Annotated in this window: 12 protein-coding genes; 4 read left to right on the top strand and 8 right to left on the bottom strand. The window is 58.2% G+C overall.

Annotated features, from left to right (window positions below):
- Window positions 1-11 precede the first annotated feature (11 nt).
- Window positions 12-1,010 (top strand): hypothetical protein, encoded by a 999-nt coding sequence (locus tag ACW5XC_RS13300; protein WP_143182588.1) that lies wholly within the window; start codon window positions 12-14, stop codon window positions 1,008-1,010.
- 150 nt (window positions 1,011-1,160) lie between these two features.
- On the opposite strand, the gene cysC is transcribed toward ACW5XC_RS13300, so the two are convergent.
- The 5 genes from cysC to cysG form a co-directional block, all read right to left on the bottom strand.
- On the bottom strand, window positions 1,161-1,754 hold the full coding sequence (gene cysC / locus ACW5XC_RS13295) for an adenylyl-sulfate kinase (RefSeq protein WP_042052407.1): 594 nt from the start codon (window positions 1,752-1,754) through the stop codon (window positions 1,161-1,163).
- Between the two features lie 248 nt (window positions 1,755-2,002).
- Window positions 2,003-3,727 (bottom strand): SLC13 family permease, encoded by a 1,725-nt coding sequence (locus tag ACW5XC_RS13290; RefSeq protein WP_042052408.1) that lies wholly within the window; start codon window positions 3,725-3,727, stop codon window positions 2,003-2,005.
- 4 nt (window positions 3,728-3,731) lie between these two features.
- Window positions 3,732-5,159 carry a sulfate adenylyltransferase subunit CysN gene (gene cysN / locus ACW5XC_RS13285; RefSeq protein WP_042052409.1) on the bottom strand — a complete coding sequence of 476 codons (1,428 nt, stop codon included), beginning with the start codon at window positions 5,157-5,159 and terminating at the stop codon, window positions 3,732-3,734.
- A 12-nt stretch (window positions 5,160-5,171) separates the two neighbouring features.
- Entirely contained in the window at window positions 5,172-6,104 is a 933-nt protein-coding gene (gene cysD, locus ACW5XC_RS13280) for a sulfate adenylyltransferase subunit CysD (protein WP_339385037.1), read from the bottom strand.
- Window positions 6,105-6,176: 72 nt separating this feature from the next.
- A complete protein-coding gene (gene cysG / locus ACW5XC_RS13275; protein ID WP_042052411.1) occupies window positions 6,177-7,613 on the bottom strand; it encodes a siroheme synthase CysG in 1,437 nt (478 codons plus the stop codon).
- A gap of 197 nt (window positions 7,614-7,810) precedes the next feature.
- Here cysG and ACW5XC_RS13270 point away from each other — a divergent pair, with 197 nt between their 5' ends.
- Window positions 7,811-8,734 (top strand): SPFH domain-containing protein, encoded by a 924-nt coding sequence (locus ACW5XC_RS13270; RefSeq protein ID WP_005335703.1) that lies wholly within the window; start codon window positions 7,811-7,813, stop codon window positions 8,732-8,734.
- Complete coding sequence (locus ACW5XC_RS13265; protein WP_005354718.1) at window positions 8,731-9,186, top strand: NfeD family protein; 456 nt, start codon at window positions 8,731-8,733, stop codon at window positions 9,184-9,186. Before ACW5XC_RS13270 ends, ACW5XC_RS13265 begins: the two co-directional genes overlap by 4 nt.
- A 69-nt stretch (window positions 9,187-9,255) precedes the next feature.
- Here ACW5XC_RS13265 and ACW5XC_RS13260 read toward each other — a convergent pair whose 3' ends face one another.
- The gene (locus ACW5XC_RS13260; RefSeq protein WP_042052412.1) at window positions 9,256-11,361 is read right to left on the bottom strand and encodes a methyl-accepting chemotaxis protein; all 2,106 of its coding nucleotides are present in this window, start codon (window positions 11,359-11,361) and stop codon (window positions 9,256-9,258) included.
- A 140-nt stretch (window positions 11,362-11,501) separates the two neighbouring features.
- Between ACW5XC_RS13260 and nadA the strand changes: the two genes are divergently transcribed.
- Window positions 11,502-12,575, top strand: a complete 1,074-nt coding sequence (gene nadA / locus ACW5XC_RS13255; RefSeq protein WP_005335706.1) for a quinolinate synthase NadA — start codon at window positions 11,502-11,504, stop codon at window positions 12,573-12,575.
- Window positions 12,576-12,645: 70 nt separating this feature from the next.
- Here the strand turns inward: nadA and ACW5XC_RS13250 are convergent, their stop codons facing one another.
- Complete coding sequence (locus ACW5XC_RS13250; protein WP_042052413.1) at window positions 12,646-13,512, bottom strand: D-hexose-6-phosphate mutarotase; 867 nt, start codon at window positions 13,510-13,512, stop codon at window positions 12,646-12,648.
- Window positions 13,513-13,598: 86 nt separating this feature from the next.
- Window positions 13,599-14,594 carry a type I glyceraldehyde-3-phosphate dehydrogenase gene (gap, locus tag ACW5XC_RS13245; protein ID WP_005335708.1) on the bottom strand — a complete coding sequence of 332 codons (996 nt, stop codon included), beginning with the start codon at window positions 14,592-14,594 and terminating at the stop codon, window positions 13,599-13,601.
- Window positions 14,595-14,804 lie beyond the last annotated feature (210 nt).

Raw genomic sequence — 14,804 nt, 5'->3', positions numbered from 1 at the left:
AACTTATAAATATGAAAGAATATAGTTTTGCCAATACTTTGTTTGATGATGACTATTCACAAATACTTAACTCTCTATTGGGAAAAAAAGAAGAGAATGGATGGATTCATGTCGAAAATGAGCGCGATAAATGTTTTTGGATCGATGTCTTAGGGGAAGATATAGTTAATAACTATGAATTCACTATGAGTTCTGGTACCGATTCCGTAGATGATGGTGTTAGGGGGAAGGCCAGATTCTATGCATATCTAAATAGTGCCAGTAAAACACATGTATTTGCTATAGATTCGGACTTTTCATTACTAACTCCAGATACACATAACATCAATCTATCAATAATATATAATAAATACATACTGCATACTTATGGATATGGAAAAGAAAGCATCATAAATTGTGCTGAAAATCTAAATGCTTGCCTCACAAAATACAAACGCACATACAATAACAGTTATTGTTACAATAAATTCTTTACCAGGTATTCAAATGAGATTTACAAGGCCTTATTGACATACATATTTTCTATGAGTTACAACTCAAACAGAATCACCAGGCAAGAATTTTACACTGCAATAAAAATTAACACTGCGGCATTTTTTAGCTCTACATCAACAGAGTGGGACAAAACTATAAAAAGAATCAGAGCATTCAATGATAAATATGATTTATCTAGTCATGATGACTATCCTGGGTTCATAAAGATAGCAGCCTCATTTGGTCTTTCCAATAAAACTGCATATCAATTTATCGACTGTCATCACTTAGAAAACGCAATCGTAACTCCAATTGACAAACAAATAAGGAAGAACTTAATAAATAACGCCTTACTCGAGTATAAGAAAACCGTTACTAATGGTGAGTCAGTGAAACAAAAGTTCACCGAACTGACAAATCACTTTGATGAGTGTTTAAAACTAGATACCCTCAGAAACAACTTGTGTCAATATAAAGAAAACTCAATCTTTAAGCTTATTGAAAAACAAAAGGAAAATTTAGTTCAACTTCACTAAAGAATAACATATGAGAATCCTCTTTTGGGTATGTAACGCGACTCTACTTAGGTGGAATTGAAGCACTGACAACAAGGAATTGGTTGACCAGCAATAAACAAAGGGGCACACGCCCCTTTGTTTATCAATAATCCGTCCAGACAATACACCTTAATCCATCCACAGCCGCAGCCGCAGGGCAGTCAGCAACTCCTCCACCAGCGTATCCACCGGTTTACCGGCATTAAGCAGATGAATTTCCGGCTGCTCCGGCGCCTCATAGGCAGAGTCGATACCGGTAAAATTCGTAATTTCACCGGCCCGCGCTTTTTTATAGAGCCCCTTGGGGTCACGCTCTTCACAGACGGATAGCGGCGCATCGACAAATACCTCGACAAACTCCCCTTCGCCCAAGAGGCTGCGCACCAGCGCCCGCTCGGCACGAAACGGCGAGATAAAGGCGGTGAGCACGATCAAGCCCGCATCCACCATCAGTTTCGCCACCTCGCCGACCCGGCGGATATTCTCCTGCCGCGCAGCATCATCGAAACCAAGATCGCCGCAGAGGCCGTGGCGCACATTGTCCCCATCCAGCAGATAGGTATGCTTGCCTTGTGCCGCCAGCGCCTGCTCCAGCGCCCCCGCCAGGGTCGATTTGCCCGCCCCCGACAGCCCGGTAAACCAGATCACCAGCGGTTTTTGCCCTTTAAGCTCGGCCCGGCTCTGTTTGTCCACGGCATGCTTGTGCCACACGATATTGCTCATCCAATACTCCTTGCTTGGCGCTCACGCCTCAAAACTAAAACTGTCCGGCACCACGGGGAGCCGCCTCAGACTATCAGCCGACAACGTGCTGGTGCCATGGCATTGCTCATCCCACACTCCTTGATTGGCGCTTACGCCTCAAAACTTAAACTGTCCGGCACCACGGGGAGCCGCCTCGGACTATCCGCCGACAACGTGCTGGTACCATGGCATTGCTCACCCAACACGCCTTGATTGGCACTTACGCCTTAAAACGGAAACAGCAGGGGCACCATCACAATCACCCCGAGGCTATAGGCCAGCGAGACCGGCAGGGCCAGCTTGAGGTAGTCCGGCATCTTGTAGTTGCCCGCGGCATAGACCATCAGGTTGGTCTGGTAGCCGTAGGGCAGGATAAAGCTGGAGCTCGCCCCGAACAGCACCGCCAGAATAAACGGCATGGTCGAGACATCCATGCTGAGCGCCAGCTGGTAACCCATGGGGAAGGCCAGCGCGGCGGCGGCGTTGTTGCTCATCAGCTCGGTTAGCACCAGCGTAAACGCATAGATACCGATAAAGGCGATGATGGGGCTGGCACCGTTAAACTCCCCCATCAGCCAGTCGGCGATAAGCTTGGCCAGTCCGCTTTTTTCCAGCTGATCGGCGATGGCCAGCGCCCCGCCCACCACCAGCCAGATATCCAGCGGGAAGCGGCGGCGGATCTCGTCCAGGGTCAGAATGCGGGTGAGCAGCAGCGCCACCAGCATCAGCAGCAAGCCCTTGAACAGCGGCACCAGCTCAAACACCGACAGTGCCAGCACCCCGAGAAAGCCCAGCACCACGGCGGCGCTGCGCTTGCCATCGAGACGGGTGGAGGCTTCCAGCCCGCTCACCACCACAAACTCCCGCCCCAGCGACTTGTTGCGGGCAAACTGGGGGCCGGGGGCCAGCAGCAGGGTATCACCGGCGTGCAGTTCAATCTGGCCGAGGCCACCGGTAAGCTGGGTTTCGCCGCGGCGCACCGCCAGCACCACCGCATCGAAGTGGGTGCGAAACTCGGCATCCTTGATGGTCTGCCCCACCAGCCGCGAGCTGTGGCTGACGATCACCTCCACCAGATGCTGGCCGTTGAGGCGGTGCTGGCCGTAGAGATCCAGCCCCTTCATCTCCTGCAATACGCCGACGCTCTCCACATCGCCGCAAAAGAGCAGCACGTCCCCTTCGTGCAGTTCGTGTTCCGGCTGCACCGGGCAGATCACCTGCTCGCCGCGAATGATTTCCGCCAGATAGAGGCTTTTCAGGCTGCGCAGGCCGTTCTCCTTGACGCTGCGCCCCGCCAGCGGTGAACCAGCCCCCACCTTGGCTTCGAGAAAGTAGCCGGATTCGCGGCTCATCTCGGTATCCTGCACCGGCAGGTGACGGGCAAACAGCAGCACGGCCACCAGACCGGTCAGCAGGGTGCCAGCCCCCACCATAAAGAAGTCGAACATGCCGAGCGGCGGCGCCCCCATCTTGATGAGGAAGCTGTTGACGATAAGGTTGGTGGAGGTGCCGATCAGGGTCAGCACCCCGCCAAAGGTCGCCGCGAAGCACATGGGCAGCAGCAGCCGTGACGGCGCATGGTTGGGGTTGCGTTTGACCGCTCCCAGCATGGAGGCCACCACGGCGGTGTTATTGACGAAAGCCGACAGGAAGGCGGTGGAGAACCACACCTTCACCAGCACCTTGTTGAATGAACCCGTGCCCACCAGATTGGCGAACCAGCTCATGATGCGGGTCTTCTCCACCGCCAGCGACACCAGCAGCAACAGCACCAGCGTCAGCAGGGCACTGTTGGTGTAGCCCGCCACCACGGCGTTGATATCCGCCAGCCCGCTCAGGTAAGTGATGAGCACGGCGCCCGAGAAGAGCAGCGCCGGGCGGAGTTTGCCCTGGATCAGCAGGGCCACGAGAGCAGCCAGCAGACCCAGCACCAGGAATTGTTGCCAGGTCATGGGCTTACTCCTTGCTTGTGTCGTTACCGATGGCAAGGGCTTGCCAGTGGGGGAAGTGCTTGCGCACCAGCGCGTTGAGCTCGATTTCAAACTCGCTGTAGTGGCCTTTGGCTACTTTGGCGGCCAAGCCTTCCACTATCATGCCGGCGCCGACGGTGACGTTGGTCAGCCGGTCGATCAGGATAAAGCTGCCGGTATCGCGGATCTCCTGATACGGGTCGAACGCCACCGGGTCGGTGAGGCTCAGCTCGCACAGGCCGATCTCGTTGAGCTTGAGCTCGCTCGCAGGCAACTCGTCGAGCTTGTTGATCTCGATGCGGTGGCGGATAGCCTCCACCTGACCACGACTCTTCTTGGTGGCCAGCTTGACGTCGTAGACCCGACCCGGTTGCAGGGACTCCTCCCCCATCCAGACGATATGGGCCAGCAGGTTCTGGGTCACTTGCGGACGGTTGGCGGCATCCACCAGCAGGTCGCCGCGGCTGATGTCGATTTCATCGGCGAAGGTGACGGTGATGGCCTGACCCGGCAGGGCGTACTCCAGATCCCCGTCGAAGGTGACGATGCGGGTCACCGTGCTCTCCTTGCCCGACGGCAGCACCGCCAGCTTGTCGCCCACCCGCAGGATGCCGGAGGCGAGTGTGCCTGCGAAGCCGCGAAAATCGAGGTTGGGGCGGTTCACATACTGCACCGGCAGACGCACCGGATGACGCTCCAGCTCGCGCTCCACCTCGGCAGACTCCAGCAGCGCCAGCAGGGTTTCGCCTTCGTACCAGGCCAGCTTGTCGCTCTGGTTGACCACGTTGTCACCATCCAGTGCCGAGACCGGCACGATATGGATGGTGTCGACGCTGAGCTTCTTGGCGAACTCGCGGTAATCGGCACTGATGCGCTCGAACACCTCCTGACTGAACTCCACCAGATCCATCTTGTTGACCGCCACCACGAACTGCTTGATGCCGAGCAGGCTCGCAATAAAGCTGTGGCGGCGGGTCTGATCCAGCACCCCTTTGCGGGCATCGATCAGGATGATGGCCAGATCGCAGGTGGAGGCGCCGGTGGCCATGTTGCGGGTGTACTGCTCGTGGCCCGGGGTATCCGAGATGATAAATTTGCGCTTGGCGGTGGAGAAATAGCGGTAGGCCACGTCGATGGTGATGCCCTGCTCACGCTCCGCCTGCAGGCCGTCTACCAAGAGCGCCAGATCCAGCTTCTCGCCGGTGGTGCCGAGCTTCTGGCTGTCGGACTCCAGCGCTTTGAGCTGATCTTCATAAATCTGCTGGGAGTCGTGCAGCAGGCGACCGATAAGGGTGCTCTTGCCGTCATCCACGCTGCCGCAGGTGAGAAAACGCAGCAGACTCTTGTGCTGCTGGGCGCGCAGATAGGCTTCGATGCCCTGTTCGGTGATGGCGGTCTGAATATGGCTGTTCATGCTGACGACTCCTTAGAAATATCCCTGACGCTTCTTCTGCTCCATGGAGCCGGCCTGATCGTGGTCAATCAGCCGCCCTTGCCGCTCGCTCGAGGTGGTGAGCAGCATCTCTTCAATAATTTCCGGCAAGGTGGTGGCATCGGATTCGATGGCCCCGGTCAGCGGGTAGCAGCCGAGGGTGCGGAAGCGCACCAGCTCCTGCTTCACTTCGTCTTCCGGGCCGATGGGCATACGCTCGTCATCCACCATGATCTTGATGCCGTTGCGCTCCACCACCGGACGGTAAGCGGCGAAGTAGAGCGGCACTATGTCGATCTTTTCCAGATAGATGTATTGCCAGATATCCAGCTCGGTCCAGTTGGAGAGCGGGAACACCCGGATGCTCTCCCCCTTGTTGACCTGGCTGTTGTAGACGCGCCACAGCTCCGGGCGCTGGTTCTTCGGATCCCAGCGGTGGGACTTGTCGCGGAAGGAGTAGACCCGCTCCTTGGCACGGGACTTCTCTTCGTCGCGGCGGGCACCGCCGAAGGCGGCATCGAAGCCATATTTGTTGAGCGCCTGCTTGAGCGCCTCGGTCTTCATGATGTCGGTGTGCTTGCCGCTGCCGTGGACGAAGGGGTTGATGCCCATGGCGAGCCCTTCTGGGTTCTTGTGGACGATCAGATCCAGCCCGTACTTTTTGGCGGTCTCGTCGCGGAACTTGATCATCTCCTTGAACTTCCAGTCGGTGTCGACGTGGAGCAAGGGGAACGGGATCTTGCCCGGATAGAAGGCCTTGCGGGCCAGATGCAGCATGACGGAGGAGTCCTTGCCGATGGAGTACATCATCACCGGGTTTTCAAATTCGGCAGCCACCTCGCGGATGATATGGATGCTCTCGGCTTCCAGCTGCTGCAGATGTGTCAATCTTTCACGGTCCATGTTGGTCCTCGGGTCATTGCTTATGCGCCTGCTCGGGGCGCTGGGTGGTTCAGTGCGCGGCCGCGCTGGCAGCCGCATCAAATATCTCTTTCCGGGTCAGGCCAGCTGCACCAGCTTGAGGTCGCAGCCATCGAGATCCGGGTTGGCGCGCTGCTGCTTGCCACTCTGCTCCCCAAACCAGGCCAGCCGCTCGCGCAGGGCGACCACTTCGCCGATGACGATAAGCGACGGGCTCACCGCCTGTTTGGCCAGCTCGGCCAAGTCGGCCAGCGTGCCGGTCAGCACCCGCTGACGGGATGTGGTGCCGCGCTCGATGATGGCGATGGGGGTGGCTTGGCTTCGGCCGTGATCCACCAGCTGCTGCTGGATATGCTCGGAACGCATCAGCCCCATGTAGATGACCAGGGTCTGACTGGTGGCGGCGAGCTGCTGCCAGTCGGGCTCCTTGCCATCGATCTGGCAGTGGCCGGTAATAAAGACGGCGCTCTGGGCGTAATCACGGTGAGTGAGCGGAATGCCGGCATAGGCGGTGGCACCGGCAGCGGCCGTGATGCCGGGCACCACCGAGAAGGGGATACCTTCGTCGGCCAGCACTTCCAGCTCCTCGCCGCCCCGGCCAAACATAAAGGGATCGCCCCCTTTCAGCCGCACTACCCGATTACCCGCCTTGGCGTATTCCACCAGCAGGCGATTGGTCTCCTCCTGCGGCACGCTGTGGGCGCCCGCCTTCTTGCCGACCGACACCAGAGTGGCGTCGCGGCGCACCAGATCGAGGATCTCGGCGGAGACCAGCTGGTCGTAGAGCACCACTTCAGCCTGTTGAATCTGTTGTAGCGCCTTGAGGGTCAGCAGGCCCGGATCACCGGGGCCCGCGCCGACCAAGACCACCTCGCCCACTTCGCTTTTCGCCTGGTCGAGGCCATCGCTCAGCCACTGCTCGGCTCCTTGCCAATCCTCTTTTTCAATCAGGCTGGCGAGAGTGTTGGAGGCAAAGGCGCGCTCCCAGAAGCGGCGGCGATCGGAAATCGATGAGAGCACCCGCTTGGCCTTGTCACGGACCCGGCCGGAGAGCTCGGTCAGCCCGCCGAGATGGCGCGGCAGCAGGCTCTCCAGCCGCTCACGCAGCAGGCGCACCAGCACCGGCGCCTTGCCACCGCTGGAGACCGCCACCATCAGCGGCGAACGATCGATGATCGAGGGGAAGATAAAGCTGGAGCGTTTGGGGTCATCCACCACATTGACGAACAGACCCAGCTGGTTGGCACTTTGATAAACCAGTGCGTTGACTTCGAGGTTGTCGGTCGCCGCCACCACCAAAATCTGGCCTGCTAGATGGGCCGGGGTGAAGCGTTCAGCCAGATGGGTGAAACGATCGGTGAATTCCGAAAATTCCGGTTCAAGCTCCGGGGAGACCAGGGTCAAGCGAGCACCGGCGGCCAGCAGCAGGCGCGCCTTGCGCAGGGCAACCTCGCCCCCGCCCACCAGCAGTACCGGGCGGCCTTCCAACTTGGCAAACATAGGTAAATAATCCATTTCGGCCCATCCCTCGGAACACGACTAATATGGGGCGACTATAGGCAGGGCAGCTTATCCCTCAAAATAATAAAAAATGCTTTTTAATGCGTTTTGGTAATTAGCAAAGCCCATTCATGACAAAGGCGTACAAAGTCACTTGTGGTACCTGACGCCAGACCATAGGCTAGGGACTGTGTTTCATAAGGAGCTAAATGATGAATGAATCATTGATTGTGCTAGGGATTTTCGTGTTCCTGGTGCTCGCCACCCTGAGCGCGGGCATCAAGATAGTGCCCCAGGGCTACAACTGGACGGTGGAGCGCTTCGGCCGCTACACCCGCACCCTGACCCCGGGCCTCAACCTGCTGATCCCCTACGTGGATCGGGTCGGCCACAAGATCATCATGATGGAGCAGGTGCTGGATATCCCGGCACAAGAGGTGATCTCCCGCGACAACGCCAACGTCACCATCGACGCCATCAGCTTTGTGCAGGTGGTGGATGCCCGCAAAGCGGGTTACGAGGTCAACGATCTCACCAGCGCCATCCGCAATCTCACCATGACCAATATGCGGACCGTGCTCGGCGCCATGGAGCTGGACGAGATGCTCTCCCAGCGCGACACCATCAACGAGAAACTGCTGCGCACCATGGATGCCGCCACCGCCCCCTGGGGTATCAAGGTGACCCGCATCGAGATTAAAGATGTGCGGCCGCCGCTGGCCCTGGTCGAAGCGATGAACGCCCAGATGAAGGCCGAGCGCCAGAAACGGGCCGAGGTACTGGAAGCCGAAGGGGTGCGCCAGTCCAAGATCCTGAAAGCGGAAGGGGAGAAACAGTCCCAGATCCTCAAAGCCGAAGGTGAGCGTCAGGCCGCCTTCCTCGCCGCCGAAGCGCGGGAGCGGGCTGCCGAGGCGGAAGCCAAGGCGACCCATATGGTTTCCCAGGCGATTGCGGAAGGAGACCTGCAGGCCATCAACTACTTCGTGGCTCAGAAATATACCGAGGCACTGGCCCGCATCGGTGAAGGCCCCAACAGCAAGATCATCATGATGCCGCTGGAAGCAGGCAGCCTGATTGGCTCTGTGGCTGGCATGGCCGAGCTGTTCAACAAAGATGGCAAGGGCAGCAAGTCATGACAGCCCTGTTAGAGGGGCTGACCCACTGGCACTGGCTGGGGCTCGGCTTCATTCTGCTGGCCATCGAGGTGCTCGGCTCAGTGGGCTTTTTGCTCTGGACCGGCATCGCCGCGCTGGAAGTGGGGCTACTGCTGCTGATCTGGCCCTTTGGCTGGCAGGCGCAGTTGCTGCTGTTTGCGGTGCAATCCCTGCTCACCACCTGGGCCTGGTGGCGTTGGCAGCACCAGCGTGACAACTCGGGTCAGGATGCCGCCAGCACCATCAACGAGCGGATGCAGAGCTATATGGGCCGCGAGCTGACCCTGCTGGATGATGTGGCTCAGGGCACCAGTCGGGTGCATCTGGACGACACGGTCTGGACGGTGCGCTGCGACGAGTCGCTGCCTGCGGGCAGCAAGGTCAGGGTGGTCGGGGCCGACTCCCACATCCTGCTGGTTGAACCCCGCAACTGACGCAACTCTGCCGTCGAGTCATAAAAAAGCCCGCGATCGCTCGCGGGCTTTTGTCTCTCTGGCTGCCACTCAGGTACGCAGCCGATCGAGCTGACTGGCCAGCGCAGTGGCCGCTTGCTCCAGCGCTTCGCTCAGCTGATGGCTAGAGCTGGCCTCCTGCCCGATCACGTTGGCGGTATCACCAATCCGCATCAAATTCTTGTTGATATCGTCACTGACGGCGCTCTGCTGCTCGGCGGCGGTAGCCACCTGACTGATGTGGTCGTGGATCTGCTGGATCTGCGCCACCACCCGATTGAGCGCATCGAACGCCTGCTCGGTGCCCTGCACCGTGGTGGTGGAGCGCTCGATGCCGGTATTCATCAGACGCTGACTGCTGCTCACCTCGGTCTGCAGGCTACCAATCAGCTGGCCGATCTCGTCGGTCGATTCACGGGTCTTGTTGGCCAGCGCCCGTACCTCATCCGCCACCACCGCAAAGCCACGGCCCATATCACCCGCTCGTGCCGCTTCGATGGCGGCGTTGAGGGCCAGCAGATTGGTCTGCTCGGCAATGGCGCGGATCACATCGAGGATCCTGCTGATATTGGTGCTGCGCTGGGCCACCAGCGCTACCGCCTTGTCCGCCTCATGCATATCGCCGACCAGAGTATGGATCTCGTTGCGGGCATTGCTGAGGGTCTGCTGGGCGGTATTGATGTGGTGGGTCGCCGCTTCCGACTCCTGCGCTGCCTGCTCGGCATAACCCGCCACGCTGACTGCCGTGGTGCTCATCTGATGCATGGCGCTCACTACGCTCTCCAGCTCCAGATTCTGCTCGTCCAGACTGCTTCGCATGGTGTCGGCGGTATGTTTCATCTCCCGCGCCTGCTGGTAGACCTGCTGGCCGATCCCCTTGCTCATTTGCACCATACCCCGCAGCTTGCCGAGGAAGGCATTGAGCTGGGACCCCAGATCGATCAGCTCCTGATGGGTGTCGATCTCCATCTGCTGGGTCAGGTCCCCCTCGTTGCTGGAGAGATGACCCACATGGCGGCTGATAAGGGAAAGCGGCGCTGTGATGGTCTGGATAAACCAGACCAGCAGCCCCAGCACCAGCAGGGTAATCCCGCCCATGGCGATGATCTGCTGCCGCTGGCCATCCACCAGCAGGGCGCCCAGTTCATTGCTGATGGCGTGCGCCTTGCCGAGCGCCAGCGCCTTGGGCACCTTGATCATCAACCACCACTGGGTATTGGCTGCTTCAACCCGAATGGGCTGATGAAGAATGAAGTCACTGTCGCTGCTGACCGGCTGACCGTCAGGCAGGGTCAGACCCACCTCCTTGAGTGGACGGCCCAGCTTGTCGGCATAGCGGTTGCTGCCCACAATCAGCCCCATCTTGCTGACGATGGTGACATCCGTCTTGTTGTCATAAAGGCTCTTGCCCAGCGTTTCGGCAAGCTGCTGGAAGATGGGTAGGTTCATATCCACCCCGGCCAGCCCGACAAACTTGCCATCGTTGAGAATGGGCACTGTGAGGCTGGTCATCAGCATCTTGTTGCCGGGGCTTATCTCGAAGAGGTAGGGCTCCATCAAACAGGGTCTGCGGGTATCGCGGCCGCACAGATACCACTCGCTATTGCGAATACCAAACTCATTGAGGGAGGTATCAAACTTGGCCTCGCTGGCGGCGGCGTCCACCGCTTGCTGGGCGACGGCGCCTCCCTGATCCTTGGTGAAATAGACCTCCAGACTCCCCTTGCCTGCCACCGAGTGGCTGGCCCCGCCCAGCCAGTTGCCATCCTCGCCATCATAGCCATCCGGTTCAAACTGGGCGTAGATGGAGCTGATCCCGCTCGCCTGCTGCAGGCTGCTGCCGAGCAGAGACTCTACTTGGGGTCGCGACAAGCGCAGTTCCGGTTTAGCCATACCGGCTTCAATCTGGGCGGTCACAGTCAGGGGGATCTGATAGGAGTTCTGCATCAGCGAGGCAATCTGGATGGCATAGCGCTCCGCCTGATACTGCAGGCTGCGGGAGACCTCCTCTTCCAGAGCATCGCTGGTCTGGGTCATCACCATATTGCGAAGGGAGCTGAAAGAGGCTGATTGCAACAGGGTCATGGCCAGCCCGGTCAGCAGAAACAGTCCCATGGTAAGGCACAACAACTTGAACTTGAGGGAACGTTGCTTCATGCGACAACTCCTTATGGCAGAATAACAACGAATTACTTGAGTATATTCGCCCACTTGCGCTTCACCCGATTTGTTGATGGGTTTGTGGCAGGCTTCTGGTTATAATTTTTGCCTTCCCGAGCGTTGATGGAACAGTCGCAATGAGCAATGCACTGAGCAGTGTCCCGCCGGTAGTCGCGATGGACTACCCCTTTCCGGCCAAACCTCTTCCCCTGAGTGCCGAGCAGAGAACGACCTTGACCACAGAAATCAAGGCGCTGCTCAAGGAGCGCAAGGCGGTACTGGTCGCCCACTACTACACGGATCCCGAGATCCAGGCGCTGGCCGAAGCAACCGGCGGTTTCGTCGGGGACTCGCTGGAGATGGCCCGCTTTGGCCGCGATCATGAGGCACAAACCCTGATCGTCGCCGGGGTGCGCTTTATGGGGGAAACCTCCAAGATCCTGAGCCCCCACAAGCGGGTGCTGATGCCGACTCTGGAGGCCGAATGCTCCCTCGATCTGGGCTGTCCCATCGAACAGTTCTCCGCCTTCTGCGATGCCAATCCCGACCATACCGTAGTGGTCTATGCCAATACCTCGGCCGCCGTTAAAGCACGGGCTGACTGGGTGGTGACCTCCAGCATTGCGCTGGAGATCGTCGAACACCTCGACAGTCTGGGTCACAAGATCATCTGGGGCCCGGATCGCCATCTGGGTGCCTATATCGAGAAGAAGACCGGGGCGCAGATGCTGCGCTGGCAGGGCCACTGCATCGTCCACGACGAGTTCAAGGCCCGCGCCCTGCGCGAGCTGAAAGAGCAGAATCCGGACGCCGCCGTGCTGGTTCATCCGGAATCCCCCGCCTCGGTGATCGAGCTGGCCGATGCGGTGGGCTCCACCAGTCAGCTGATCAAGGCAGCCAAGGAGCTGCCCCAGCAGAAGCTGATCGTGGCGACCGATCGGGGCATCTTCTACAAGATGCAGCAGGCCTGTCCGGAGAAAGAGATGGTGGAAGCACCGACCGGTGGCGATGGCGCTACCTGCCGCAGCTGCGCCCACTGCCCCTGGATGGCGATGAACGGTCTGGTGGCGATCAAGGAAGCGCTCACCGACGGTGCCGAGCGCCACGAGATCCATGTCGATGAAGATCTGCGGGTCAAAGCCTTGATCCCCCTCGATCGCATGCTCAATTTCGCCGCCGAACTCAAGCTCAAGACCCAGGGCAACGCCTGATTGCCGCCGTCACGAGATGCAAAGAGGGCTCCCGCGGGAGCCCTCTTTATTTATCTGAACCTCATCCTGATCAGATGATCACGGTGGAGAGACTGTGCTCATCATCCGGCGCGACGGTCACCCCCGCCTCGCCAGCGATGGCGGCCTCGACACACAACATGGTGCGATAGCCATCGTCGCTCATGTCGGCCATGGCGGTGGCCCCTTCCAGCCAGGGGGTCCAGACCACCACGCTGTCGTGGTTGCCGCTCACTACCCGGGTCTCGCGCTCACCATCCTGCACGCTCACCAGCGCCTCTGGCTGCCAGTAGACCCGATCCAGCGGCCCGTTCAGGGTCAATGCACCCTGCTGCTTGGCATCCTGTCCGGTCAGCTTGTCAGCATAGGGCTCGCCCAGGCCGGTGACACTCACCGCTTCCGGCGCACTGATTTGCAAATAGGTGTGCAGCGCACCGCTATAAGTCAGCGGCTGGCTACCGGTGTTGCGAGTGGTCAGCACCAGCGAAAGCTCTTTGCCCACCAGCACATCCAGCTCCAGTTCGAAGGAGTGATCCCACAGGGCACGGGTTGCGTCGCTGTCGCGCAGGGAGAGATGAACGAGCGTGCCGTCAGCGTGATCGGAGACCCCGTCCAGCATCCAGAGGGTGGTACGGGCAAAACCGTGGGAGGGCTTGCCGCTACCGACGCGGGCGGGCGCCGGGCCAAACCAGGGCCAGCAGATCGGGATACCACCGCGAACAGGCTTGCTGCCATCCAGCACCGCCTTGTCACTCAGCCAGATGGAGGCCGGCTCGCCATGACGCTGATAGCTCAGCACATGGGCGCCAAACAGGCTGATTTCTGCCTTGGCATAGTCGTTGTTGATGGTGAGAACCGGCAGACCGGCCGCATTGTTGGCAAGCTTGCAATTGGCTGTCAGGGGACGAATGGATTGCATGTGGACTCCTGTCATCAGGGGAAACCGAAAAACAAAAAGGCGGCCAATGGCCGCCTTTTTCAAGCTACGCGATTGCGCATCCCAAATTACTTGGAGATGTGAGCGATCAGGTCCAGAACTTTGCTGGAGTAGCCCATTTCGTTGTCGTACCAGGATACAACTTTAACGAATTTGTCGTTCAGCTGGATACCAGCCTTGGCGTCGAATACGGAGGTCTGACGCTCACCCAGGAAGTCGGTAGATACAACTTCGTCTTCGGTGTAGCCCAGAACGCCTTTCATAGCGCCTTCGGAAGCAGCTTTCATCGCTTCGCAGATTTCTGCGTAGGTGGCAGCTTTCTTCAGGTTAACGGTCAGGTCAACAACAGACACGTCCGGAGTCGGAACACGGAAAGCCATACCGGTCAGCAGGCCTTTCAGTTCCGGGATAACTACGCCAACAGCCTTGGCAGCACCGGTAGAGGACGGGATGATGTTCTGAGCCGCACCGCGGCCACCGCGCCAGTCTTTGGCAGACGGACCATCAACGGTCTTCTGGGTAGCAGTGGTAGCGTGAACGGTGGTCATCAGGCCAGACTCGATACCGAAGGTATCGTTCAGAACCTTGGCGATCGGGGCCAGGCAGTTGGTGGTGCAGGAAGCGTTGGAAACGATGTCCTGGCCAGCGTAGGTAGAGTCGTTAACACCCATTACGAACATCGGGGTAGCGTCTTTGGACGGGCCAGTCAGAACAACTTTCTTGGCACCAGCAGCGATGTGCTTACGAGCAGTCTCGTCGGTCAGGAACAGACCGGTAGCTTCAGCAACAACGTCAACACCGATTTCGCCCCACTTCAGGTTGGCCGGGTCACGCTCAGCGGTAACACGTACGGTTTTGCCGTTTACAACCAGGTTGCCGTCTTTAACTTCAACGGTACCGTTGAAACGACCGTGAGTTGAATCGTACTTCAGCATGTAAGCCATGTAGTCAACATCGATCAGGTCGTTGATACCAACAACTTCGATGTCTGCACGCTCGCAAGCCAGACGGAATACGAAACGACCGATACGGCCAAAACCGTTAATACCTACTTTGATAGTCATATTTAGTTACCTAACTGTTCAGTAGTCAAAGAAAATTCCGCTTGTAAATTTACTAGAACTCTCCGGTGAGTCAACCAACATTCTGTCTGAAATTGCGCTATATCATGAAAAACTGTGAAATTAATTTTCTGTTTATGTAACTGATTACCACGTTTTGACGAAAAAAGTGCCAGATCGTGGCATCGCGCAGATATCAACAATAGTGCCTAC

It is taken from the genome of Aeromonas sp. 25-AL00135, from assembly GCF_054052385.1.
This window is presented reverse-complemented; position numbering and strand designations above follow the sequence as displayed.